General features: G+C 38.7%; 27 protein-coding genes and 1 tRNA gene. 23 read left to right on the plus strand and 5 right to left on the minus strand.

What is annotated here, in order from left to right; translation table 11 throughout:
* The first annotated feature begins 89 nt into the window (after positions 1–89).
* The 4 genes from secA (at position 90) to ptsP (ending at position 5,941) form a co-directional block, all read left to right on the plus strand.
* On the plus strand, positions 90–2,663 hold the full coding sequence (secA, locus tag J0J35_RS08915; protein ID WP_019291926.1) for a preprotein translocase subunit SecA: 2,574 nt from the start codon (positions 90–92) through the stop codon (positions 2,661–2,663).
* A gap of 99 nt (positions 2,664–2,762) precedes the next feature.
* Positions 2,763–3,791, plus strand: coding sequence for a 3-deoxy-7-phosphoheptulonate synthase (locus J0J35_RS08920; RefSeq protein WP_206916678.1), 1,029 nt, complete (start codon positions 2,763–2,765; stop codon positions 3,789–3,791).
* A gap of 156 nt (positions 3,792–3,947) precedes the next feature.
* Positions 3,948–4,214 carry a phosphocarrier protein HPr gene (locus J0J35_RS08925; RefSeq protein WP_003133620.1) on the plus strand — a complete coding sequence of 89 codons (267 nt, stop codon included), beginning with the start codon at positions 3,948–3,950 and terminating at the stop codon, positions 4,212–4,214.
* Positions 4,214–5,941: a phosphoenolpyruvate--protein phosphotransferase gene (gene ptsP / locus J0J35_RS08930; RefSeq protein WP_003133622.1), complete on the plus strand. Its 1,728-nt coding sequence runs from the start codon at positions 4,214–4,216 to the stop codon at positions 5,939–5,941. Before J0J35_RS08925 ends, ptsP begins: the two co-directional genes overlap by 1 nt.
* A 122-nt stretch (positions 5,942–6,063) precedes the next feature.
* Here the strand turns inward: ptsP and J0J35_RS08935 are convergent, their stop codons facing one another.
* The 3 genes from J0J35_RS08935 to J0J35_RS08945 all read right to left on the minus strand — a co-directional run bounded on the left by J0J35_RS08935 (position 6,064) and on the right by J0J35_RS08945 (position 7,620).
* Positions 6,064–6,363 (minus strand): YbaB/EbfC family nucleoid-associated protein, encoded by a 300-nt coding sequence (locus tag J0J35_RS08935; protein WP_019291923.1) that lies wholly within the window; start codon positions 6,361–6,363, stop codon positions 6,064–6,066.
* Between the two features lie 152 nt (positions 6,364–6,515).
* Positions 6,516–6,601 (minus strand) — tRNA-Leu (locus J0J35_RS08940).
* Between the two features lie 83 nt (positions 6,602–6,684).
* Positions 6,685–7,620: an alpha/beta hydrolase gene (locus tag J0J35_RS08945; protein ID WP_206916679.1), complete on the minus strand. Its 936-nt coding sequence runs from the start codon at positions 7,618–7,620 to the stop codon at positions 6,685–6,687.
* Positions 7,621–7,989: 369 nt separating this feature from the next.
* Between J0J35_RS08945 and rnpA the strand changes: the two genes are divergently transcribed.
* The 13 genes from rnpA to gatB all read left to right on the plus strand — a co-directional run bounded on the left by rnpA (position 7,990) and on the right by gatB (position 18,679).
* Positions 7,990–8,358: a ribonuclease P protein component gene (rnpA, locus tag J0J35_RS08950; RefSeq protein ID WP_019291921.1), complete on the plus strand. Its 369-nt coding sequence runs from the start codon at positions 7,990–7,992 to the stop codon at positions 8,356–8,358.
* Positions 8,355–9,170 (plus strand): YidC/Oxa1 family membrane protein insertase, encoded by an 816-nt coding sequence (locus J0J35_RS08955; RefSeq protein ID WP_003133626.1) that lies wholly within the window; start codon positions 8,355–8,357, stop codon positions 9,168–9,170. The genes rnpA and J0J35_RS08955 overlap by 4 nt, the downstream gene beginning before the upstream one ends.
* Positions 9,171–9,194: 24 nt before the next feature.
* Positions 9,195–10,106 carry an RNA-binding cell elongation regulator Jag/EloR gene (jag, locus tag J0J35_RS08960; protein WP_019293820.1) on the plus strand — a complete coding sequence of 304 codons (912 nt, stop codon included), beginning with the start codon at positions 9,195–9,197 and terminating at the stop codon, positions 10,104–10,106.
* A 120-nt stretch (positions 10,107–10,226) separates the two neighbouring features.
* On the plus strand, positions 10,227–10,361 hold the full coding sequence (rpmH, locus tag J0J35_RS08965) for a 50S ribosomal protein L34 (protein WP_003135255.1): 135 nt from the start codon (positions 10,227–10,229) through the stop codon (positions 10,359–10,361).
* A 149-nt stretch (positions 10,362–10,510) separates the two neighbouring features.
* Positions 10,511–11,422 carry an aldo/keto reductase family oxidoreductase gene (locus J0J35_RS08970; protein ID WP_173816951.1) on the plus strand — a complete coding sequence of 304 codons (912 nt, stop codon included), beginning with the start codon at positions 10,511–10,513 and terminating at the stop codon, positions 11,420–11,422.
* Between the two features lie 189 nt (positions 11,423–11,611).
* Complete coding sequence (locus tag J0J35_RS08975) at positions 11,612–11,878, plus strand: IreB family regulatory phosphoprotein (protein WP_003133629.1); 267 nt, start codon at positions 11,612–11,614, stop codon at positions 11,876–11,878.
* Positions 11,878–12,306 carry a Holliday junction resolvase RuvX gene (gene ruvX / locus J0J35_RS08980; protein WP_003133630.1) on the plus strand — a complete coding sequence of 143 codons (429 nt, stop codon included), beginning with the start codon at positions 11,878–11,880 and terminating at the stop codon, positions 12,304–12,306. Before J0J35_RS08975 ends, ruvX begins: the two co-directional genes overlap by 1 nt.
* 14 nt (positions 12,307–12,320) lie before the next feature.
* Positions 12,321–12,644, plus strand: a complete 324-nt coding sequence (locus J0J35_RS08985; RefSeq protein WP_003133632.1) for a DUF1292 domain-containing protein — start codon at positions 12,321–12,323, stop codon at positions 12,642–12,644.
* 141 nt (positions 12,645–12,785) lie between these two features.
* Entirely contained in the window at positions 12,786–14,393 is a 1,608-nt protein-coding gene (locus J0J35_RS08990) for a glycosyltransferase (protein ID WP_206916682.1), read from the plus strand.
* Between the two features lie 136 nt (positions 14,394–14,529).
* Positions 14,530–15,321, plus strand: coding sequence for a GTP-sensing pleiotropic transcriptional regulator CodY (codY, locus tag J0J35_RS08995; RefSeq protein WP_003133634.1), 792 nt, complete (start codon positions 14,530–14,532; stop codon positions 15,319–15,321).
* A gap of 145 nt (positions 15,322–15,466) precedes the next feature.
* Positions 15,467–15,772, plus strand: a complete 306-nt coding sequence (gene gatC / locus J0J35_RS09000; protein WP_206916684.1) for an Asp-tRNA(Asn)/Glu-tRNA(Gln) amidotransferase subunit GatC — start codon at positions 15,467–15,469, stop codon at positions 15,770–15,772.
* Positions 15,772–17,244 (plus strand): Asp-tRNA(Asn)/Glu-tRNA(Gln) amidotransferase subunit GatA, encoded by a 1,473-nt coding sequence (gene gatA / locus J0J35_RS09005; protein WP_206916696.1) that lies wholly within the window; start codon positions 15,772–15,774, stop codon positions 17,242–17,244. The genes gatC and gatA overlap by 1 nt, the downstream gene beginning before the upstream one ends.
* Position 17,245: 1 nt before the next feature.
* A complete protein-coding gene (gene gatB, locus J0J35_RS09010; protein WP_003133637.1) occupies positions 17,246–18,679 on the plus strand; it encodes an Asp-tRNA(Asn)/Glu-tRNA(Gln) amidotransferase subunit GatB in 1,434 nt (477 codons plus the stop codon).
* Positions 18,680–18,692: 13 nt separating this feature from the next.
* Here gatB and J0J35_RS09015 read toward each other — a convergent pair whose 3' ends face one another.
* The gene (locus tag J0J35_RS09015) at positions 18,693–20,048 is read right to left on the minus strand and encodes an MATE family efflux transporter (RefSeq protein ID WP_206916698.1); all 1,356 of its coding nucleotides are present in this window, start codon (positions 20,046–20,048) and stop codon (positions 18,693–18,695) included.
* A 126-nt stretch (positions 20,049–20,174) separates the two neighbouring features.
* The gene (locus tag J0J35_RS09020) at positions 20,175–20,372 is read right to left on the minus strand and encodes a cold-shock protein (protein WP_003133641.1); all 198 of its coding nucleotides are present in this window, start codon (positions 20,370–20,372) and stop codon (positions 20,175–20,177) included.
* 111 nt (positions 20,373–20,483) lie between these two features.
* On the opposite strand from J0J35_RS09020, the gene J0J35_RS09025 reads away from it, so the two are divergent.
* The 6 genes from J0J35_RS09025 (at position 20,484) to rlmN (ending at position 25,372) form a co-directional block, all read left to right on the plus strand.
* Positions 20,484–21,002: a 5-formyltetrahydrofolate cyclo-ligase gene (locus J0J35_RS09025; protein ID WP_206916700.1), complete on the plus strand. Its 519-nt coding sequence runs from the start codon at positions 20,484–20,486 to the stop codon at positions 21,000–21,002.
* Positions 20,992–21,684, plus strand: a complete 693-nt coding sequence (locus tag J0J35_RS09030; protein WP_014024129.1) for a rhomboid family intramembrane serine protease — start codon at positions 20,992–20,994, stop codon at positions 21,682–21,684. The genes J0J35_RS09025 and J0J35_RS09030 overlap by 11 nt, the downstream gene beginning before the upstream one ends.
* Before the next feature lie 31 nt (positions 21,685–21,715).
* Complete coding sequence (locus J0J35_RS09035) at positions 21,716–22,168, plus strand: dUTP diphosphatase (RefSeq protein ID WP_019336033.1); 453 nt, start codon at positions 21,716–21,718, stop codon at positions 22,166–22,168.
* 89 nt (positions 22,169–22,257) lie between these two features.
* Positions 22,258–23,619, plus strand: a complete 1,362-nt coding sequence (locus J0J35_RS09040; RefSeq protein WP_206916701.1) for a bifunctional UDP-sugar hydrolase/5'-nucleotidase — start codon at positions 22,258–22,260, stop codon at positions 23,617–23,619.
* On the plus strand, positions 23,603–24,205 hold the full coding sequence (locus J0J35_RS09045; protein WP_019293041.1) for a YutD family protein: 603 nt from the start codon (positions 23,603–23,605) through the stop codon (positions 24,203–24,205). The genes J0J35_RS09040 and J0J35_RS09045 overlap by 17 nt, the downstream gene beginning before the upstream one ends.
* 96 nt (positions 24,206–24,301) lie before the next feature.
* On the plus strand, positions 24,302–25,372 hold the full coding sequence (gene rlmN / locus J0J35_RS09050; protein WP_019292691.1) for a 23S rRNA (adenine(2503)-C(2))-methyltransferase RlmN: 1,071 nt from the start codon (positions 24,302–24,304) through the stop codon (positions 25,370–25,372).
* Positions 25,373–25,461: the final 89 nt, after the last annotated feature.

The raw sequence follows: 25,461 nt of genomic DNA on the forward strand, positions 1-25,461 counted from the left end.
TTGATATTTTTGAGGTAACTATTGGAAAAAACCTTTAAAAATGCTAAAATTAAGGAAATATCCCTTATTGGATAGTAAACGGAGAATACATGGCAAATATTATTAAAAAATTAGTAGAAAACGACAAAAAAGAGCTCAAAAGATTACATAAAATGGCTCAAAAAGTCGAATCATACGAAGAAGAAATGGCTGCCCTTGCAGATGAGCAGCTGCAGGCCAAAACAGAAGAATTTAGAGAACGTGCAGCTGCCGGTGAGAGTCTTGACGACATGCTGTATGAAGTTTTTGCTGTCTGCCGTGAAGCAGCAAAACGTGTCCTTGGTCTTTTTCCTTTCCACGTGCAAATTATGGGGGGGATTGTCCTCCACAATGGTGACGTTCCGGAGATGCGTACTGGTGAAGGTAAAACTTTGACAGCTACCATGCCAGTTTATTTAAATGCGATTTCTGGCAAAGGTGTACACGTAGTAACAGTCAACGAGTATTTGACAACACGTGATGCAACCGAAATGGGTGAATTATACAACTGGCTCGGTTTGACTGTTGGACTTAACCTTAACTCTAAGTCACCAGAAGAAAAACGTGAAGCATATAACTGTGATATTACTTATTCGACATCATCTGAGCTTGGTTTCGACTATTTGCGTGACAACATGGTCACTCGTTTTGAAGATATGGTACAGCGTCCGCTCAACTATGCTCTTGTCGATGAGGTTGACTCAATCTTGATTGATGAGGCGCGCACACCATTGATTATTTCAGGTCAAGCAGAGGGCTCTTCTGCGCTTTATTACCGTGCAGATCAGTTTGCTAAGACTCTGGTTGGTCGTGAAGATTATGAAGAGGGCGATGACTATAAGATTGACTTGCAATCTAAAACTATCTCACTCACAGATGAGGGGATAGATAAAGCAGAACGTTTCTTTGATATTGAAAACCTTTATGACATGGAAAATGTTGCCTTGACTCACTTTGTGGACAATGCACTCCGTGCCAATTATATCATGCTTCATGACATCGATTATATGGTTGATGATCAACAAGAAGTCTTGATTATTGACCAGTTTACAGGTCGGACAATGCCTGGTCGTCGCTATTCTGATGGTTTACACCAAGCGATTGAAGCCAAAGAAGGTGTACCGATTCAAGATGAATCTAAAACCATGGCTTCAATTACGATTCAAAACTACTTCCGTATGTACAAAAAATTGTCAGGGATGACTGGTACAGCGAAAACGGAAGAAGAAGAGTTCCGTGAAATCTATAATATTCAAATTATCCCGATTCCAACGAACCGCCCAATCCGACGTGTGGACCATCCAGACTTGCTTTATCCAACCCTTGAAGCAAAACTAAATGCTGTCTTGGATGACGTGAAGAAACGTCATGCTGAGGGACAACCTATTTTGATTGGTACTGTGGCTGTTGAAACTTCTGAGATTATTTCGAAAAAATTGGTCGAAGCTAAAATCCCGCATGAAGTTTTGAATGCGAAAAACCACTTCCGTGAAGCACAAATCATTATGAATGCCGGTCAACAAGGAGCGGTAACCATTGCGACCAATATGGCTGGTCGTGGTACAGACATCAAGCTTGGCCCTGGTGTTAAAGAACATCCAAATCCAGAATATCAAGGTCTTGCGGTAATCGGTACTGAACGTCATGAAAGTCGTCGTATCGATAATCAGCTCCGTGGACGTTCTGGTCGTCAAGGGGATGCTGGGGTCTCTCAATTTTATCTTTCACTTGAAGATGATTTAATGAAACGTTTTGGTTCCGAACGCGTTTCTGCCTTCCTTGATCGTATGCGTATCAGTGGTGATGATGCCGTCATCAAATCTGGCTTAATCACACGACAAATCGAAGGTTCACAGAAACGTGTCGAAGGAAATAACTACGATTCACGTAAACAAGTCTTGCAATATGATGATGTGATTCGTGAACAACGTGAAGTTATTTATGCACAACGCCATGAAGTGATTGTGGCGACTGAAGATATGACACCTGCTCTGTATGGTATGTTTAAGCGTACAATCGATCGCCAAGTTGACGGCCATGCAGCAACAGGAGATCTTCAAGAAGAAGCAAATCTGCTCAATCTTTATGAAACTGTTGAAAATACAATGCTTTCAGCGGATGTCTTTAGCATTGAAGATCTTCGTGGTAAAAGCCCACAAGAAATTAAAGATTTTCTTTTTGAAAAAGTTAAAGAACATTATGCAACACAAATGGAACGCTTGGGCGATAAAGAGCGTCAGATTGACTTCCAACGTGCTGTTATCCTTCGTGTAGTAGACAACAATTGGTCTGAGCATATCGATCATTTGGATCAAATGCGTCAGTCTGTAGGCTTGCGTGGTTATGCACAAAACAATCCGATTGTTGAATACCAAGAAGAATCGCACAAAATGTTTAATAACATGATTGGAGCTATTGAGTTTGAAGTAACTCGTTTGATGATGAAAGCTCAAATTCATCCGCAAACCGCTGTTCAAGAACAAGCACCGCGTGTAACTGTAACGGCTTCACAAGAAAACTTGACAAATGTGGGACAATCCTCTGCAGAAGGTATTGATTTCAGTAAAGTTGGCCGTAATGACATGTGTCCATGTGGTTCAGGTAAAAAATATAAGAACTGTCATGGTCGCGTTCACACAGCTTAGATAAAAAAGTGATAAAATAGACGAAACACCCTAACTTAGGGTGTTTCATTTTTCTAAGTTGATAAATACAAAAGATATCAATAAATTGAAAGGAGAAAGATGTCTTTCAAAATAATAAGCCCAGAGATAAATGTTGATGCAGTCAAAATGCTGGGCCACCTTGATAGCGAACAACATCAGCGAAAAGAAGCAAGAGACAGGGAATTAGAAGCAATTATCAAAGGTGAGGATTCCCGGCTTTTATTAATTATTGGTCCTTGTTCCTCGGACAATGAAGCAGCTGTTCTGGAGTACGCACATCGTTTGGCTAAACTCCAAGAAAAAGTAAAAAACAAGATTTTCATGGTAATGCGTGTTTATACAGCGAAACCGCGAACAAACGGGGAAGGTTATAAAGGAATCATTCATCAACCAGATGCAGCAGGTGAAGCTGATCTTATCAATGGTATTCGTATGGTACGTGATCTTCACTATAAAGTTATTACACAAACTGGACTGACCACTGCTGATGAAATGTTGTACCCAGAGAACTTGCCTTTAGTAGATGATTTAGTTTCTTATTATGCAGTTGGCGCCCGCTCAGTGGAAAATCAGCAACATCGCTTCGTGGCTTCTGGTATTGATGCGCCAACGGGGATGAAAAATCCAACTTCTGGTAATATCAAAGTCATGCTAAATGGCATTTACGCAGCACAGCAAGAGCAAGACTTTCTCTTTGGCCGTGCAGAAGTTCAAACTGCAGGGAACCCTTTGGCACATGCCATTTTACGTGGGGGGCAGGACGAGCATGGCAAAAATCTTCCCAATTACTATACGGATAATTTGCAGGAAGTCATTGCAAATTACGAAAAAATGGGATTAAAGAATCCCTTTATCATTGTGGATACCAATCATGATAACTCTGGGAAGAAATATATGGAGCAAATTCGAATTGTACGACAAACGTTAGTCAATCGTGATTGGGATGAAAAAATACGCCGTTATGTACGAGGCTTTATGATTGAGTCGTATTTAGAAGATGGACGTCAAGACCGACCGGAAGTGTTTGGAAAATCAATCACGGATGCTTGTCTTGGTTGGGAGAAAACAGAGGCCTTGATTCAGGAGATTTATCAAGCGGAAATATAATAATTTCAGAGGATAAATAAAAAAGCCGAAATGATGAAGATAATTTAATGAAAAAATGATTGCAAACCTTTTCACTTTGTAGTATAATGTTAAAGTATAGATATGCTGAACAAAAAGGCATTATCGAATAAAAATTGAAATAAGGAGATTCCAAAAATGGCATCTAAAGAATTCCACATCGTTGCAGAAACTGGTATCCACGCACGTCCAGCTACATTGCTCGTTCAAACAGCTTCTAAATTCACTTCAGAAATTAACCTTGAATACAAAGGTAAATCTGTAAACCTTAAATCAATCATGGGTGTTATGTCACTCGGTGTTGGTCAAGGCGCTGATGTAACTATCACTGCTGAAGGTGCTGATGCTGATGACGCATTGAGCACAATCGCTGAAACAATGGTTAAGGAAGGTCTTGCTGAATAATGACATCTATGCTTAAAGGTATCGCTGCATCATCAGGTGTAGCCGTAGCGAAGGCATACTTGCTTGTTCAACCTGATTTGTCATTTGAGACAGTGACTGTTGAGAATATCGAAAATGAAGAAGCTCGTCTTGATGCAGCTCTTGCTGCCGCTCAAAGCGAGCTTCAAATCATTAAAGATAAAGCAGTAGATAGCCTCGGAGAAGAAGCCGCAGCCGTATTTGACGCACACATGATGGTTCTTGCAGACCCAGATATGACCGCTCAAATCAAAGCTACTATTGAATCTAAAAAAGTTAATGCTGAAGCAGCCCTTAAAGAAATCACTGACATGTTCATTGCTATCTTTGAAGGTATGGAAGACAATGCTTACATGCAAGAGCGCGCTGCCGATATTAAAGACGTTACAAAACGTGTAATGGCAAACCTTCTTGGTGTTAAATTGCCAAGCCCAGCTTTGATTAACGAAGAAGTGATCATTGTTGCTGAAGACTTGACACCATCAGATACTGCACAGCTTGATAAGAAGTACGTTAAGGCCTTTGTTACAAACATTGGTGGACGTACATCTCACTCAGCAATCATGGCACGTACGCTTGAAATTCCTGCTGTATTGGGTACAAACAATATCACTGAACTTGTTTCTGAAGGTCAACTTATGGCTGTATCAGGTTTAACAGGTGAAGTTGTTCTTGATCCAACTCCAGAGCAACAAAGCGAATTCCATGCAGCTGGTGAAGCGTATGCGGCACAAAAAGCTGAATGGGCTGCTCTTAAAGATGCTGAAACAGTAACAGCTGATGGTAAACACTTTGAGTTAGCTGCAAACATTGGTACGCCTAAAGATGTTGAAGGTGTTAACGACAATGGTGCGGAAGCTGTTGGTCTTTACCGTACAGAGTTCCTCTATATGGATGCTCAAGACTTCCCAACGGAAGAAGATCAATACGAAGCTTACAAAGCAGTACTTGAAGGCATGAATGGTAAACCAGTCGTTGTTCGTACAATGGACATCGGTGGTGACAAAACATTGCCATACTTCGACTTGCCAGAAGAAATGAATCCATTCTTGGGTTGGCGTGCTTTACGTATCTCACTTTCTAATAGTGGTGATGCAATGTTCCGCACACAACTTCGTGCACTTCTCCGTGCATCAGTTCACGGTACACTCCGTATCATGTTCCCAATGGTTGCATTGGTTACAGAATTCCGTGCTGCTAAGAAAATCTACGACGAAGAAAAAGCTAAATTGATCGCCGAAGGTGTTCCAGTAGCTGAAGGTATCGAAGTAGGTATCATGATCGAAATCCCAGCAGCAGCAATGTTGGCTGACCAATTTGCGAAGGAAGTTGATTTCTTCTCAATTGGTACTAACGATTTGATCCAATACACAATGGCTGCAGACCGTATGAATGAACAAGTTTCATACCTTTACCAACCTTACAACCCATCTATCCTTCGCCTTATCAACAATGTTGTTAAAGCTGCGCATGCAGAAGGCAAATGGGCTGGTATGTGTGGTGAAATGGCCGGTGATCAAACTGCTGTTCCACTTCTCATGGGTATCGGACTTGATGAATTCTCAATGTCAGCAACATCTGTTCTCCAAACACGTTCATTGATGAAACGTTTGGACTCAACTAAGATGGAAGAACTTTCAAACAAAGCTCTTACTGAATGTGCAACAATGGAAGAAGTTGTCGCACTCGTTGAAGAATATACAAAATAAGAAAAACGCGAAGAAATTCGCGCTTTTTTTGTATTTTAATAATGATCAAAGTCCTTATTTTCGAATTTATTATTCTAATTAATAAGAAGAATAAAATAAAAAAGCCTTCAGAGGCTATTTTATTAGAAGGGGAGTCCTTTAGAGAACTTACCGAGTTTTTGTTCAGTAGTTTTTTCGATTTGAGTGAGAGCATCATTTACAGCATCTGCAACCAAATCTTGCAATGTTTCAGGATCTTCAGGGTCAATCACATCACTCTTGATTGTCAAGTTTGTTAATTTACGATCACCAGAAAATTCAGCGATTACTAAATCTTGTGCTGCTTTACCAAAAAAAGTAGTGTTGGCAATTTCTTCTTGTGAAGCTTGCATTTGTTTTTGCAATTTTTGTGCTTGCTTCATCATGTTTTGCATATTCATCATCGTGGTTTATTATCTCCTTGTTTCAAGACTTAAGTGCCTTGAGTATTGCAAATATATAGTTTCTTGATGTCATTATTATACCATTTTTGTGAATGATTTTGAAGCAGATGAGAAAACAAAAAAACGTCTAATTACTAGACGTTTAAATAATATGCGGAAGGCGGGACTTGAACCCGCACAGCCAAGATAGGCCACAGGATCCTTAATCCTGCGCGTCTGCCAATTCCGCCACTTCCGCGAATTGGTACTTTAATATAATACCATTTTAGGAAGGGGAATGCAAGAATAAACTGTAATAGGGTGTTTAGCACTGTAAAATAATCAATCGTTATAGTTTTTCAGAAATTTTTCAACAGATTGACGGTAAAGTTGAGGATTTGTCTCAAAGGCCTTGGCATGTGCAGCACCTTTAATCAAAAGCATTTCCTTTGGTGTTCCTGTCTTGACTGCTTGGTAGTTTTCCTTAAGCATTGACGTAGGCACATAAGTGTCTGAATCGCCGTGGATAAGGAGGATAGGGCGATTGTTTTGAGAGAGTGCTTGTGTCGCACTTGCTTCTTTTAAAAACCAACCTTGGCGCACTTTATTCATAGCGGATAAACTATAGACAAGGGGAAATGGCGGAATATTGTAGGTCGATTTGGCTTGATAGGTAATTTCCGACCAAACATCAGTATAGCCACAATCTTCGATAATACTGTTGACAGAGCTAGGTAATTCTGTCTCACTTGATGCCATCATAACAGTTGCAGCTCCCATAGAAAGTCCAAATAAAGTAATACGACTTTCAGGGTTTTCTTGTGTTAATTTTTTTGACCAGGCGATCACGTCTTTTTTATCGTAGTAACCATAAGTAATGAGCTGACCATCTGAGGCTCCAGCAGCACGATTGTCAGGCATAAGCACATTATAGCCTAAATCATGGAAGAGTTGTCCATATTGGCGCATCGCTTCTTTATTTTGGCGAAAACCGTGGACAACAATAACTGTTTTATTTGTCTTATGTTTCGCTGGGATATACCAAGCATTGAGCTTTAAGCCGCCATTTTCCATGGTAAGTGTTTTTTTATTCAACTTATCAAATTGTGTGACGAGAGGATAATTTTTACTTGAGGCTTGAACTTGGCCCACGGGAGCGTCATTACGGACATAGGCAACGGAGTAGAAATAATAAGTAATCCCCAAATCAACGAGCAGCAGTAGGCTTATGATGCTAATTGTCCATAAAGCGAAAATTTTCTTTTTACGTTTTTTCATCGCATTATTATACCAAATTTTTTAAAGAAAATAGGAATAATATTACCTAAGAGACATAATGCTTATACCAATAAATATAATTTTGTATGAAAAAACCTTCCCACAAGAGCCAACAAATGTGTGGGAAGGAAAAGGAGTAGTCGGGAATCAAAGGGGATTGATTCTTTGAGCCATTATGTTTAGGGAAGCGAAATGAAGATCACTTTATTGGCTCTTGGCTACATCTATCTTTTATTTACCTTTATTCTAACATGGTTTTGAGCTTATAAGTAATGATATGCAACAAAAATTAAAGCTAAAAAAGCGCTTTCTTGGAAAAAAGTGACTTTTCCTCTACTTTGTGTTAAAATAATGGAGATAATTTTTAGTATGGGAGAGAGTGGCTTGGCTATAAAAAAGACCTATCGTGTAAAACGCTCGAAAGACTTTGAACAAATATTTTTAGCGAAAAATAGCTTTGCCAATAAGAAATTTGTTGTATATAAACTCGATACTGAGCAACAGCATTTTCGTACAGGGATTTCAGTAAGTAAAAAGATTGGAAATGCGGTCACACGGAATCGTGTGAAGCGACTCATTAGACATGCAGTAGCAGAGTTTTCTTCTCATTTAGAAGACGAAGATTTTGTGATTATTGCACGTCCAGGAGTCGAAAAACTCAGTTTTGATGAAGTAAGAAAAAATCTCAAGCATGTATTGAAATTGTCTAAAATTTATAAAGATGGAGAAAAGAATTGAAAAAGAAAATAACTTTGCTTTCGATGGCAAGTGCTTCTTTACTCTTATTGGCTGCCTGTGGACGTTCTGAGGTCACACAACATTCAACAAACTTTTGGGAACAGATAGTTTATGGATTTGCTCAGGTTATTCGTTTCTTGTCATTTGGTGGTATGACAGCTGTTGGTATTATTTTATTTACCTTGATTATTCGTGCGGCACTTTTGCCTTTGATGAATATTCAAATCAAGTCTAGCCAAAAAATGCAGGAAATTCAGCCTGAAATTAAAAAAATACAAGCGCAATATCCAGGTAAAGACGTGGATTCGCGTCGTAAAGTTCAAGAAGAAACACAAGAACTTTACGCTAAAAACAAGGTGAATCCTTATGCAGGATGTTTACCACTCTTAGTGCAAATGCCAATATTATGGGCGTTGTACCAAGCTTTGACACGTGTAGATTTCTTAAAGCACGGAACTTTCCTCTGGTTTAATATCGGAGATAAAGATCCAACATTTATCTTGCCAATTTTGGCAGCACTCTTTACATTTGCTAGCTCATGGTTGACAATGAAATCAGCCCCTGAGAAAAATGCAATGACAAGTACGATGACATTTGCTATGCCAGTGATGATTTTTGTTTTTGCGATCAATGTCGCAAGCGGTGTTGCTCTTTACTGGGTAGTATCAAATGGTTTCCAAGTCTTACAAACTTTGCTTATTGCCAATCCCTTCAAAATAATCGCAGCGCGTGAAGCTAAAGCCCAAGCGGAAAAGGATAAAGTAAAAGCACGTGAGAAGGCATTAAAGAAGGCTTTGAAAAATAAAAAGTAAATCAGGAGATAGGAGTTTTAAATCATGACTATTTTTACTGGGAGAACAGTTGAAGAAGCAATAGAACGCGGCTTATATCGTTTAGGTGTAAAGCGTGAGAATGTGCATATTCATGTAAAACAAAAAGAAAAACGTGGTTTTTTAGGATTTGGTAAAAAACGAGCCCTCGTAGATATAGAAGAAATCAAAGAAGAAACCATTCGTAAAGCGGATCGATTAGCAGAACGTGGTGTGGAAGATATCAACCTTGGTGTGCCTAAAGCACAGTCTGCTATGGAAGCAACTCTTGAGTTAAGCCAAATTGTTAAAGCTGTACGTGCAGCTGAAAAAGAACAAGAAGGTCAATTAACTCCAGAAGAACGTGAAGTTATAATTGAAGAAGTTAAAGCAGACATTGCTCAAAGCAAAGATCCGCTTCCAGAAGTTGAGGTTCCTGAGAAGGTAAAAGAAAAAGCTAAGGCTGTACCGATGGAATTAACTGCTGAGGAAACAGAGTTTGCGGATAAAATTTCGACTTACTTAACAAATATTACCTCTGAAATGGGTATTGCGATCACTGTAAATGTAGCAAAAGAAGGAACTCTGATTGTTTTTAACTTAAATTCGAATCAAGATGCTTTACTCATTGGTAAACATGGGAAGATTTTGCAAAGTTTACAAACCTTGGCTAAAGCTTATGCTAACAGTATTTTAAGTACCCGTATAAATATTGCTGTCAATGTTGGGGATTATCATGAAAAGCGTAAAGCATATATTACCAGCTTGGCGCATCGTGCAGCAGAACGTGCTCGTTCTGGTGAAACTGTCTATATTAATGATTTACAGTCGAATGAACGCAAGATTGTGCATACAATTATTTCGAAAGAAGAAGGTGTTTCTAGCCATTCTGAAGGTAATGAATACAATCGTTATATCACCGTTACAAAAGAAATTTGACATTTGCGATGATTTGGTGTAGAATATTTTAGTATGCTTTAAGCACAGAAATGAAAGAAAGGAACACCGCAAGAACGGTGGAGCTACTTTCCCAAGTGAAGTAGCCCAGGGATTTAACAAATGAAACGTACTTACCAACCACATAAAAAACCTCGTAAGACTACTCACGGATTCCGTGCACGCATGGCAACTAAAAACGGACGTCGTGTACTTGCAGCTCGTCGTCGTAAAGGACGTGCTTCACTTACAGTTTAATTGTAAAAAAGGATTCTCACCCTCGGGTGGGTTTTTTCTTTTGGAAACATGATTCATAAAAAGGAACAAAAATAACTCTTGGAAAAGTAAAGCGTTTACTTTTATTGTGATATAATGAATTTATTGTAAAAGAAGAGGAGGTTTTGTTAATGAAAAAAATTCAAATTGCCGATATGCAAGCTTCACAAATTATCTTAGGCTGTATGCGTATCATAGAACCAGGAAAGAACCCTGTCAAAGTTATTGAAACAGCTTATGAAAATGGTATTAACTTTTTTGATCACGCGGATATTTATGGTGCTGGACAGTGTGAAACGGTTTTTGCCGAGGCTTTGGCGCAAACCTCTATTCGACGGGAAGACATTTATCTCCAATCGAAATGCGCTATCCGCCCAGGGGTTGCCTTTGATTTTTCAAAAGAACATATTATCAAGTCGGTAGAAGGCTCTTTACAACGGCTACAGACGGATTATCTCGATACCATGCTCTTGCACCGCCCCGATACGCTAATGGAGCCAGAAGAGGTCGCAGAGGCCTTCTACGAGCTCGAGAAATCTGGAAAGGTTCGCTATTTTGGAGTTTCCAATCAAAATCCGATGCAAGTGGAGTTACTTAAAACAGCAGTGAAGCAGCCGTTACTCTTTAATCAGCTTCAATTTGGCTTGAAGCATACTGAAATGGTTGATGCAGGTCTCAATGTGAATATTCCTAATCAAGCCAGTCATATGCAAGATGGTTCAGTACTAGAGTATTCCCGGATAAATAAGATGACGATTCAAGCTTGGTCTCCTTTCCAACATGGATATTTTGATGGTCCTTTTGTTGGTAATGATAAATTCCCAGAATTAAACAAAAAGCTTGAAGAATATGCTGAAAAATACAATCTTACCCCTTCAGGGATTGCTATAGCATGGATTAACCGCCATCCAGCGCGTATGCAAACAATAATTGGTACGATGACGGAACGACGGATCGAGGAAGTAACAAATGCCAGTGATCTGGTTCTCAGCCGTGAGGAGTGGTATGACTTGTATATGGAAGCTGGAAATATTCTCCCTTAAGCCGGTAAATTTATAGTTTAGCATTGAGTGATAAATGGTCGTCTAGAGGGCCATTTATTCTAGCTACTAGACGAAATAGATTGAATTAGTGTCAGAAATGATGTATAATTAAAGAGCATTATTAGAAAAAATTAATTAAAAGGATTTTTAAGCAGTTTGCTTGAACCTACCCCAAAGGAGGTACATATTATGAGTTTTACAGATGAAACAGTCCGCTTTGAATTTGATGATTCAAGTAAAAAAGAAATCGGCGAAACACTTGTAAATGTTTATCGTGCACTTGATGCTAAAGGTTACAATCCTATCAACCAAATGGTAGGTTATGTTTTGTCAGGAGATCCAGCTTATATTCCACGTCACGACGATGCACGTAACAAAATCCGTCGTTTTGACCGTGATGATATTGTTGAAGAACTGATTAAAGAATACTTAAAAGCACACGGTGTACAACTTTAATGTACAGTAGAATTTTAGGTTTGGATGTCGGTACGAAAACTGTTGGTGTAGCTGTGAGTGATTTATTGGGAATGACGGCTCAGCCTGTTGAAACAATAAAGATTGACAGTGAAGCTGGTGAATTTGGTTTTGAGCGCTTAGCAGAACTAATAACAGAATATAAACCTTCAAAAATTGTACTCGGTTTACCCAAACATATGAATAATGATGAAGGTATTCGTGCAGAGGCTTCAAGAAACTATGGTGAAAAAATTACTGAAACGTTTGATGTCGCTGTAGAATACCAAGATGAACGCTTGACGACAATGCAAGCAGAAAAAGTATTAATTGATGGTGGCGTCCGACGCAAGGACCGTAAAAAATCAATTGATAAACTCGCCGCTGTCTTGATATTACAAAATTATCTTGATGCGCACAAATTATTTTAGAAGTAGGAAGTATTATGTCAGAACATACACATGACCATGACCACGAAGACCGTTTTATCACTCTGATTGATGATAACGGTAATGAAAGCCTTTTTGAAATCTTGATCACTATTGATGGCCAAGAAGAATTTGGTAAAAATTACGTCCTCGTTATGCCTGTTGACGGTGCAGAAGATGATAATGGTGAAGTTGAAATCCAAGCTTATTCATTTACTCAAAATGAAGATGGCACTGAAGGTGATTTACAACCTATCGCTGAAGATTCAGATGCTGAATGGGATATGATTGAAGAAGTTTTTAATAACTTTATGGAAAATCAAGACGACGAAGTTTATTGATAAATCAAGAGGCAAAGCCTCTTTTTTTTTATTGCATCAATATTGAAATATTATAAATTATTACATAAAATTTTTAGCAAAAATTGAGTACTTCGAAGAAATTTGTTATAATTTAGTGATTACTCTTTGAAGGGAAATTAAATGAAAAAAAGATATGGTTCACGTTCACTTAGGCATGAACATAAAAAACAATTAGAACAATCAGAAGAAATCGAAGAATTCGAGGAGCTTGAGGTCAATGAAGACCTTGATATTCCTGCGGAAGAGACTGGGTTTTATTCGCGTCGTCATAAATCAGAAGCGAGTTTTGTACCAACTCGAGAAAAAACACCACGGCTTATGCCAGCTGACTGGTTATTTATTGGGCTCGTGTCCTTGGTGCTTAGTCTAAGCTTCTATGCTTTCCCTATCTTCAATCTTCAACCTACAGGTGTACAGTCGCAATACCTCTATTCGGGAATGGCAATGCAGGCAGGATTGGTCCCTTACAATGATTTTTGGGGTGCTGGCGGAATTGTCTTTTACCTAATTAACTGGCTCGGTCATTTTGGTCAAACAACTTGGCTGCTTTACCTTTTCCAAATGCTAGCTTTATTTATGAGCGGTGTGCAAGTTTATCGTTTAATTTCACAACGTACTCGTAGCCGTTTGGCAGCGCGAATTACCACAGGTTTCACCTTGGTTTCGATTGCAGGATTGGCTCAAGGTGGTACAGCGCCAACCTTAATCGCCTTGCCTTTTGCATTATGGGCATTACAGTTCTTGGATCGTTATCTACGTCAAGATGCACGTGACGAAGCTTTTATCTTCTTTGGTATGAGCGGAGCTCTTGTGTTTGTCATATCACCAATCATGACCATTTTGTGGCTTCTTTCTTGTCTCGCTTTGCTTGTCTTTAATATTCAGAATAAAAGAATTGGGCGGGGTATTTATCAACTTTTAGCAATTTTATTTGGTTTATTGTTGGTAGGTTATACTGTTGCTTTTTACTCCTTAAATGCTCAAGTACTGTATACATCCATCGAACAATCCATTATCATTCCGCTTACGACACTAGGCTTTACAGATAATTTCTGGATGTCACTTCTGAAAGCTCTCGTTTTTCTTTTGGTGTTTGGTCTTGCGTCCAATTTCGTACATGGCGTACGTAATATTAAAAGTTCGGGTCAAACATTTATCTGGCAACTTTTACTCTTATTGGGTTCAATTCTTGTGTTAGGATTTGTTGTTTTTTCTCAAGTATTCGAAAGTTCAAACTTGCTTGCCATCTTGCCGTTACTTTTATTATTCGTCAGCGATACTATACAAGATGCGGTGGATCAACGTCAGAATATCCTACAAGATTATATGAAGGCCAAGCTTTTTGCGCCAATTTTAGCTCTGCTCTTTGTGATAGGAGCTCCGATCGTTACCCAAACGATGCATCAACAAGTTTTCTCAGAAGAACAACAAGTTGCACAGTTTGTGAAAGCCGATACAACAAAAGAGGATAAAGTACTGGCTATAGCATCGGATAAAAACATTAACTTGCGATCACAGCGTGTGGGTGGCATAGATGACTTCCCTCGCCATTATCCAGTGAGATTCCATCAGAACTTTGATTTGCTCTTTGCTAATGCAGGCAACAAGTATGTCGTAGTGCAAAGTGGACAGGATCTTTCAGATTCAGTAAAAGAAACACTTAAAGATTCTTACAAAAAAGTGGAAGTTGGTAATATTAGTCAATTTTCTGTATATAAAAAGAAATAAGATATACATAATTGTATATCTTGTTTTATTATAATGAAAAAAGCGAATTTTCTGACTATTCCTGTTGTTTTTTGAATTTTTTTGTGTTATAATTCATTAAGAGTTTATTTAGAAAATAATATAATAGGAGAAAACCGTGGCTACTTTACTAGAAAAAACCCGCAAAATTACATCAGTTCTGCAAGATGGAGTAACTGATTTAAAGCAGGAGTTACCCTATGATAACATGACAGAGCGTTTAGCCAACGTTATTGACTGTAATGCTTGTATCATTGATACAAAAGGGAAACTTTTGGGCTATTCACTGCCATACGAAATTAACAACGATCGTGTTAATGAACTTTTCCATGTACAAAAACAATTGCCAGAAGATTATGCACGTGCGGCTATCCGTATCTACGACACTTTAGCAAATATCACAATTAACGAGCCTTTGTCAGTATTTCCTGCAGAACTTTTAGGTGAGTATCCTAATGGTTTGACAACATGTGCACCAATCTATGGTAGTGGTATGCGCTTGGGAACCTTCATCTTATGGCGTACAGACGGAAAATTCAGTGATGATGATCTTGTGCTTGCAGAGCTTGCAACAACAGTTATCGGTGTTCAACTTTCAAATCTTAAGCTTGAACAAATGGAAGAAAATATCCGTAAAGACACGATGGCTAACATGGCAGTCAATACACTTTCGTATTCAGAAATGAAGGCTGTGAAAGCAATTCTTGAAGAACTTGATGGTGAAGAAGGACATGTTATTGCTTCAGTCATTGCCGACAAGATTGGAATTACACGTTCAGTAATCGTTAATGCACTACGTAAGCTTGAATCTGCTGGTGTTATTGAAAGCCGTTCGTTGGGAATGAAAGGGACTTACCTCAAAGTTCTTAACCAAGGTTTATTCACAAAGCTTGAAGGTCGTAACTTCTAACCTTAAAAGTAATAAAAAAACTTCTCTTAGTGAGAGGTTTTTTACTTGTGGTAAAGGCAGTAGGCAGTAAAGCCTAGCTGTATCAGTTTTTAAAGATTTTTGCTATAATTGAGAATGAAAATCTTTAATAGTTAGGGAAAATAACATGAGCAAGATTACAAAAGAACAAGTGGAGCATGTGGCAACTTTGTCAAAGCTTAAATTTGAGAAAAATGAACTTGATGCTGTGACGGATAAACTCGATAAAATTATCGAAATGGTGGAGCAGTTAGAGGAAGTCAATACGGAAAATGTAGAATTTACGATGAGTGTTGCGGATAACTTAAACCGCATGCGTGAAGATATTGCTGTACCGGGTGATGACCGTGATGAATTAATGTGTAATGTACCAACGAAGCAAGATGGCTTTATTAAGGTTCCCGCAATGTTGGCTGATGGAGGAGATGCATAATGTCATTGAATAATAAAACAATTAAAGAGTTGCATGACCTCTTGGTGAAAAAGGAAATCTCTGCTGTTGACTTGACACAGGCGACATTGGATGATGTGCATGCACGTGAAGCAGCAATGGGCAGTTTTATTTCTGTATTAGATGAAGAAGCATTAGCGCAAGCAGCTGCTATTGATGCGCGTGGGATTGATGCAGCAAAACTTACAGACGGTATTCCCTTAGCAGTTAAAGACAATATTGTTACTAAAAATATTGAAACAACTGCAGCAAGTAAAATTCTTTCTGGTTTTATCCCACCTTATGATGCAACTGTCGTTGAAAAGCTTTATGACAATGGCATGGTTATTATTGGTAAAGCCAATATGGACGAATTCGCAATGGGGGGCTCAGGGGAAACTTCTTCTGTTAAGCCAACATACAATGCGTGGGATCAAACAAAAGTACCTGGTGGATCATCTTCAGGTTCAGCTAGTGCTGTTGCGAGTGGACAAGTACGCTTGTCATTAGGATCCGATACAGGTGGTTCGATTCGTCAACCAGCTTCGTTCAGTGGTATTGTGGGTCTGAAACCAACTTACGGACGTGTTTCTCGTTATGGTTTAATTGCTTTTTCTAGTTCACTTGATCAAATTGGTCCTTTTTCAGCTACTGTTGAAGAAAATGCACAACTTTTAAATGTTATCTCAGGTAGTGATGCTAAAGATGCTACAAGTTCAGAAGTAGCTGTGCCAGATTTTGGTTCAAAAATAGGTCAAGATATTAAAGGAATGAAGATTGCTTTGCCTAAAGAATACTTTGGGGAAGGCATTGATCCAGCAGTCAAAGAGCAAATTATGGCGGCGGCGAAACACTTAGAATCTTTAGGTGCTATTGTTGAAGAAGTGAGCTTGCCACATAGCAAGTATGGGGTAGCTGTTTACTACATCATCGCTTCTTCAGAAGCGAGCTCAAATCTCCAACGCTTCGATGGTATTCGTTATGGTTATCGTGCACAGGATATCGAAAACCTTGAAGATGTCTATGTGAAATCACGTTCAGAAGGCTTTGGCGATGAGGTCAAACGTCGTATTATGCTAGGTACATTTAGTCTTTCTGCAGGTGCCTACGATAAGCACTTTAAAAAGGCTGGTCAAGTGCGTACAATGATTATCGAAGACTTTAATAAAGTATTTGCGGATTATGATTTGATTCTTGGCCCAACAGCCCCAACGGTTGCTTTTGGCTTTGATGAAAAATCAAAAGATCCTGTTCAAATGTATCTTTCAGATATCTTAACAATTCCAGTCAACCTCGCGGGATTACCAGGAATTTCGATTCCGGCGGGTTATGTTGAAGGTCTACCTGTTGGGATGCAATTGATTGGTAAACGCTATGATGAGGAAACAATTTATCAAGTCGCAGCAGCGTTTGAAGCAACAACGGATCATCATAAGAAAAAACCAATTATCTTTACAGAAGGAGGGGCAAAATAAGATGAACTTTGAAACAGTCATTGGACTTGAAGTCCATGTTGAGTTAAATACAAACTCAAAAATTTACAGCCCAACTCCAGCTGAATTTGGCTCTGAACCAAATGTCAATACGAATGTTATTGACTGGGGAATGCCAGGGGTTTTGCCAACATTGAACAAAGGTGTTGTCGTTGCTGGGATGAAAGCTTCTCTTGCCATGAATATGTCGATTCAAAAGAGTATGCACTTTGATCGTAAAAATTATTTTTACCCTGATAATCCTAAAGCTTACCAAATTTCGCAGGCAGATGAACCTATTGGTTACAATGGTTCTATTGAAATTGAACTTGAAGACGGTACAAAATCGACTGTTCGTATTGAGCGTGCACATATTGAAGAAGATGCCGGTAAAAATACGCACGGAACAGATGGCTATTCTTATGTTGACTTGAACCGTCAAGGGGTACCATTGATTGAGATTGTTTCTGAGCCAGATATGCGAAGCGCTGATGAAGCTTATGCGTATTTGACCGCCTTACGTGAATTGATTCTCTATACAGGTATTTCTGATGTGAAGATGGAAGAAGGTTCCATGCGCTGTGATGCCAATATTTCATTGCGTCCTTATGGCCAAGAAGAGTTTGGTGTTAAAACAGAAGTGAAGAACATGAACTCTTTCAGTAATGTGAAGAAAGCCCTAGCCTTTGAAATTGATCGCCAAGCGAAAATTCTTCGTGCTGGTGGTGAAATTCGTCAAGAAACACGTCGTTTTGATGATAAAACAGGTGAAACAATCTTGATGCGTGTTAAAGAAGGTGCGTCTGATTATCGTTATTTCCCAGAACCAGATTTGCCACGTATTGAAATTTCCGAAGCTTGGATTGACGAAGTTCGTGCTGAACTTCCTGAGTTTGCAGCAGCACGCCGTGTACGTTATGTAGAGGAAATGGGCCTCAGTGAATACGATGCGCGCCAGTTGACAAGCTCAAAAGATGTCTCTGATTTCTTTGAAGCAGCTGTTAAATTAGGTGGTGATGCCAAATTGGTATCCAACTGGCTTCAAGGTGAAGTTGCTCAGTACTTGAACACAGCACATCTGGAACTTAAAGATATTCACTTAACTCCAGAAAATCTCACAGAAATGTTGCGTTTGATTGCAGATGGGACTATTTCATCGAAAATTGCGAAGAAAGTCTTCCTCGAATTAGCTAAAAACGGTGGTTCAGCAGAAGCTTTCGTTAAAAAGGCCGGCTTGGTTCAAATCTCTGACCCAGCTGTACTCTTGCCTATCATTCATGAAGTATTTGCTAAAAATGAACAATCTGTTGCTGACTATCGTGGCGGTAAGGAAAATGCAGCTAAGGCATTAGTTGGTCAGCTTATGAAAGCTACAAAAGGACAAGCCAATCCGACAGTAGCGCAAAAACTGCTCTATCAAGAATTAGATAAAGACTAATATAAAAAATCGTTCAATTTGGAACGATTTTTTCTTGTGCATTTTCGCGGTTAAAACGGCGCACCATTCGAATGGTTGTGGGGATCAGAATAGCGGTTGACCCCAACCAAGCAGCTGGATTGGATGAAATAATCACGGTGTAATTTAAGAGGTTAACTCCGACGATGGCCACTGCGGCCCGCATTACCAGTTCTGCCACGCCACAAATTGTTGGAATGCGCGCATTGCCCAAACCCTGTAATGTTGAGCGCGTAACGAAGAGGATAGCAAGTAGCCAGTAGAAACCACCATTCACAATATAGTAATGTCTAGCCATATCAATAACAGCTGTTTGGCTTGGTGAGATAAAAGCCGTCGTGAAGTAATAGTTCAAGCTTACCAAAAGAATGGCAAAGCCAATCGCCCAGGAAACTGCTATGAGGAGAGATTGGAAAAGCCCTTGATTTATTCGGCGGTATTGTTTTGCACCATAGTTTTGGGCTCCAAAGGTAGCCATAGCAAGTCCGATCGACATCATTGGCAACATCGCGATTTGGTCAATCTTAGATACAATAGCTTGAGTGGCGACAGCGTTTGTTCCCATAGTGTTAAGTGCTACTTGAAGTGTAATAGAACCAATAGCGATAATACTAGATTGAAATCCCATGGGAATACTCAGTCGTGCATGTGTACGTATTTCTTGGGTATCGTAAACAAGGAGTTTTCGATTAAGGTGTAACTCAGGCACTTTGCGTTTAATATGTAAAACCAGATAAAGCACAGAGATACATTGGGCCAAAATGGTGGCTGCACTTGCTCCCGCTAAGCCTAAATGGAGAACGAGGATTGCGAAATACTCAAAGCCGATGTTTAAAATACTGGCGACGATAAGTGCATAGAGCGGTGTCTTGGAATCACCTAAGGCGCGGAGCGCGTTCGAATAATAAGCATATAGTGTGGTCGCTGTAAGTCCACCTAACATAATACTTAAAAAAGTGTGTGCACCTTCGTAAATCTCAGCTGGAGTCTGCATAAGTTGTAGTAATTGACCCACAAATAGGACAGACAAGACACTGAGCAAGAGGGAGATAGCTATCGTAAAATACAGCCCTGTCACAAAGGACTTTTTGACAGCATGTGCATCTTTGGCACCAAAGCGTTGCGCAGTAATAATCGTGAGCCCTGCGGTCATTCCCTGAGCAAAACCAACGATTAAAAAGTTGATGGATCCCGTAGCCCCCACTGATGCAAGTGCATTTTTTCCTAGCGTTTGACCAACAATCAGTGTGTCTGCAGTATTATAGAGCACTTGAAAAAAGTTTCCCAAGAGCAGGGGAAGTGTGAAGGTAATTAAACCTTTGAGAATGTTTCCTTTTGTTAAATCTTTCATAATATTCCTAAATTCTTTGCTTTATACATTGTAAACTTTTTATATCTATAAAACAATAGCATAACTGCTTTTATTGTGGTGTTTAAACAAAAAGAAAAAGCACCGTAAAGGTGCTTTAATTACCAATTATTTAGTAACGTTGATTGCTTGAGGTCCACGTGGGCCTTCTTCAAGATCAAAGCTAACTTTTTGGCCTTCATCAAGAGTTTTGAAGCCATCAGTTTGAATAGCTGAGAAGTGTACGAATACATCGTTGCCTTCTTCAGTTGTAATGAAGCCAAAACCTTTAGTAGCGTTAAACCATTTTACAGTTCCTTGTGCCATTTGAATACATCCTTTCTTTAGTTTGGTAAATCTTATCTTCGGAAAGCGTGTAACAAAAAGCATAAACGTTAACTTGAAAAAAACTTACAGCTTTATGATACCATATAAAGTATGGAAAAGAAAGCGCTAATTCGAAAAGAAATGATAAATTTACTGAAAAGTTTTGATTTTGCTGACAAAAGCCGTCAAAGTCAGAAAATTATTGCAGAGCTGCTTGCCTCAGAACAATGGAAAAACGCTAAAACCGTGGCGCTCTATATGCCGCAAGAATTTGAATTTGATTTGCAACCCCTTTTTGAGCAGGCAGATAAACAAATAGTTATACCAAAAACCTTGGCTGATCGCCACATGATTTTTGTAAAATACGACAAAAATGACTTAGAACGTACAAAATTTGGTATACTAGAACCTAAGTCGAAAAACGAAGTTGTGCCTGATTTGATTTTGGTCCCCGGCTTGGCTTGGAATAAAGAAGGTTATCGGATTGGTTTTGGCGCGGGATATTATGACCGTTATCTGGCAAGCTTTTCTGGACAGACAGTTAGTCTATGTTATGATTTTCAGCACAGAAATTTTCATCCAGAACCTCATGATATAAGCATAGGAGAAATATTTACTTATGAACATTGATATGATAAAAAAAGACTTTATGAAGCATAAAGCGACTTATATTTTATCACTTTTAACAACGATGGTTTGGCTTTATCAATTTTTACGTTATGGTTTAGCTGCAACCTCGGCAATTAACCTTTTTAATACTGGTGCATTATTTCCACCAGCCATTTTAGCTGATCCAACTCAATTGTGGCGCCTTGTGACACCAATTTTTATTCATATTGGATGGACTCACTTTCTTATGAATACTCTGACGCTCTTTTTTATCGGACGTCAGGTTGAAGCTGTATTTGGTAGCCTTAATTTCAGTTTGATCTACATTCTTTCAGGAATTTTTGGTAATGCAGCAACCTTTATCTTTTCGCCCAATTCCTTATCTGCAGGAGCATCAACTTCGATTTTTGGTCTTTTTGCAGCTATTGCAGGAATTGGCTTCTTTACAGGCCATCCGATGCTAAAACAGATTGGTAAGACATTTACCATCTTGATTGCGATTAATCTTTTCTTCAATATGTTTAATCTTAGCTCGGTCAATATTTGGTCACATGTTGGAGGAGCAGTGGGCGGACTTCTTTTAGCTCCTGTTTTTCCACCTAAATATTTCAAGAATTCTGTACCAATGCAAAATCGGATTTTATCAGGAGTAACGGTTGTTGTCTTATTTATCGTTTTTCTGATTTTGCCCTTTATAAAATAAATAGATTAAAAATAAGCAATAAGGAGTAATTATGAAAACACGTGGATTTGAAATAGTAAGTAAATACAAAAATGAAAACCTAGAATTACCAATACGTGCGACCAAGCATGCGGCAGGCTATGACTTATCAGTGGCTGAAAACATTACCATTAAACCTGGTGAAATTAAACTGATCTCAACAGGCCTTAAGGCATATATGCAAGCAGGAGAAGTTCTGTATCTGTTTGATCGCTCGTCAAATCCGCGTAAAAAAGGTTTAGTGATGATTAACTCGGTAGGTGTCATTGACGGTGACTATTACAATAACCCAGGGAATGAGGGCGAGATATTTGCTCAAATGCAAAATATTACGGAATCAGAAGTGGTCTTGGAAAAAGGTGAGAGGATTGTCCAAGCGGTCTTTATGCCTTTCTTGGTTGCTGATGGGGATGCTGAAGTGACTAAATCTACACGAACTGGCGGCTTCGGATCAACAGGAAAATAGGAATGAAGCCTTGCTTTTGATTTGCAGGCGTAAGTATAAAAGTACAAAAACTACCGCTTTAGCGGTCTTTTTTGTGCTATAATGGTAAAATGAATTCATTGCGCATTATTCACTTGAACGATTTGCACTCGCATTTGGAAAGATTTCCAGTGATTGAGCGTTTTTTTGCGGAAAAATCAGTTGGACTTCCAGATGTCTTGCGATTTGACTTAGGGGATAATGTTGACCGGGTACATCCTTTAACTGAGGCAACAGAAGGACAGATTAATGTTGCTCTGATGAATAAGCTGAATTTGACAGCAGCGACCCTCGGCAATAATGAAGGTTTAGGATTAACTCATGATATGCTAAGCCGTTTATACAATCAAGCCGAATTTGATATATTGCTTTCAAATATCAGTAATATGCCTTTTGCTCAAGGTCCTAAATTTATAGAGAGCAGTTGGGGGATGCGTATTGGAATCATTGGCTTAACAGCTCCTTATCTAGCCTATTTACAAGCAGGTTGGGATATTGTTGATCCTTTAGTTTGCTTGGATCAGCTCTTGCCACTGGACTGTGATTTTACGATTCTTTTGAGTCATTTGGGTAAAACCGTTGATGAGAAAATCGCTAAAAATTACGATATTGATTTAATTATTGGAAGCCATACGCATCATCTTTTTGAACACGGAGCGGAATTACATGACACCTTACTTGCGGCTGCAGGAAGATACGGGGAGCATATCGGCGAAATCAATCTTACTTTTGATCAAAATAACAAAGTAATTGCTTCGGAAATTTCCACGATTGCTACCAACACGCTCAAAAAAGTAAAAAGTGATGCTTTACACATCAACTCGTGGGAGTTGAAAGGACGTAAAATGTTGCAAGGCAAGACTGTCGGAGAACTTCCCTATAGCCTGACCAATGTTTATCCTGATTATAATGCAAGTCATTTTATTGCAGAGTTACTTGCCCGATATGGCAAGGTGGGAGCCTGTGTTTTCAATACTGGGCTCTTGGTTACAGAAGCATTGCCAAACCAACTTACTTTAGATGATTTACACCAATTTTTGCCCCATTCCATGCGTTTAGTGCGGCTTACGATGACTGGTAAGGTACTGAAAGAAGTTTTACGTGAAATGCTTGATGTATCTGCAATGCTGTCTGGGCAAAATATTCGAGGTATGGGTTTTCGAGGGAAGCAATTTGGTCGGCTTATTTTTCAGGGAATAAATTTCAACAGAGGGAAATTTTATTATAGAAATACGGATGTGGTCGATGCTGAGTCTTATAGCATAGTCGTTCCTGATCAGTATCTCTTTGCTTGGTATTTTCCTTTATTGCGAAAACAAGAGAAAGCCGAAATACTTTTTCCGTATTTTCTACGAGAAATAGTAGCAAATGAATTAAAAAACGAGAAAATGAACAAAAAGAGAAAGGGAGAGGAAAGTGCCAAAAGAAGTTGACGAATCAAAATTAAATTATAATCGTTTCCCTGGTGAGCGGGTAACTGCTACAGATGACATTGTAAAAGTAGGTGGTAAGACTTTTCATCTGGTTTACAATTATCGTGAAGGGTTTGATGCTGAAAAGCTGGAGCAGCGATTTAGCGATATTTTCGATAAGTATGATTACATCGTGGGAGATTGGGGCTTTGAACAGCTCCGTTTAAAAGGCTTTTTTTCAGTAAGTAGAAAAAAAATGCAATCTGAAAATAAGATTGACCGATTAGAAGATTATATCAATGAATATTGCAATTATGGCTGTGCCTACTTTGTTTTACGTCGTGTACGCTCACAAGATGAAGCTTACACATCCGAACGTGTTTTTGAAGACAAGCCACGTCAACCTAAATTTGAAAAAGCACGACGTCGAAATAATCGCAATAAAAATCGAAGCTCTCAAGAAAAGCAAAAGAAAAATGAGAAAAAATCATTTGAAATTCGCGAGAAATCAGGTAAGAAGCCTGCTAAAATAAAACAAAATGAGAAAAATGAGAAAAATACAACCTCTAAATCTAATTTTGTAATACGCGAACGTGCAAAAAAATAAAATAGACAAATGTTAAAATTATGTCTAAAAAGTTATTGAATAATATACAAAAAAGTTCCTTCAAAAATTTTTTGGGGGAAAAATATCGGAGATATAATGGAAAAACAAACAATTTACGGCTTAACACGTGATCAACTTATTGATTGGGCGATTGAAAATGGTGAAAAAAAATTTCGAGCAACCCAAGTGTGGGATTGGCTTTACCGAAAACGTGTCCAAACTTTTGAAGAAATGACAAATCTCTCCAAGGATTTTATTGCAAAGTTGAACGCGCATTTTATTATGAATCCTCTGGAGCAAGTCGTCGTACAAGAGTCGGAAGATGGAACAGTTAAATATCTTTTTATGTTACCAGATAAAATGATGATTGAAACTGTATTGATGCGCCAATCTTATGGCTTATCTGTATGTGTGACTACTCAGGTAGGATGTAACATGGGCTGTACTTTTTGTGCCTCTGGTATTCTAAAAAAAGAGCGTGATGTGACAGCAGGAGAGATAGTCGCTCAGATTATGTTGGTCCAAAAATACTTCGATGAAAAAGGCCAAGATGAGCGTGTTTCTCATGTTGTAGTTATGGGTATCGGTGAACCATTTGACAACTATGTAAACTTGATGAACTTTTTACGAACAATTAATGATGATAATGGCCTTGCTATTGGGGCACGTCATATTACCGTGTCAACCTGCGGTTTCATGCCAGCAAAAATCAAAGAATTTGCAAATGAAAACTTGCAAGTGAACTTGGCTATTTCTTTACATGCACCAAACAATGAATTACGCACAAGTCTGATGCGTATCACACGTAGCGCACCACTTGAAAAACTTTTTGATGCGATAGATTATTATACTGAAACAACAAATCGTCGTGTAACCTATGAGTATATTATGCTTTCTGGAGAAAATGATACTCCGGAAATTGCACAAGAATTAGCTGATTTAATAAAACCCCGAAATAAACTTTCGTATGTCAATCTGATTCCCTATAATCCTGTCGCTGAGCATATCAAATATGAACGTTCAACACGAAATGATACTGCGAAATTTTACGATGTACTCAAGAAAAATGGTATCAACTGTGTTGTGCGCCAAGAGCATGGTACAGACATTGATGCCGCTTGCGGACAACTCAGAAGTAAACAAATTAGAAAAAACAAAGAAAAGTAATAAAAAAATAAAAGAAACCATCACAAAGGCTCAACCTTGGTACTGCTGGTTTCTTTTTGTATATTTATTATTTTTTATGAAATGAAAGC

The sequence above is a fragment of the Lactococcus sp. LG606 genome (assembly GCF_017309645.1).
GTDB classification, from domain to species: Bacteria; Bacillota; Bacilli; order Lactobacillales; family Streptococcaceae; genus Lactococcus; species Lactococcus petauri.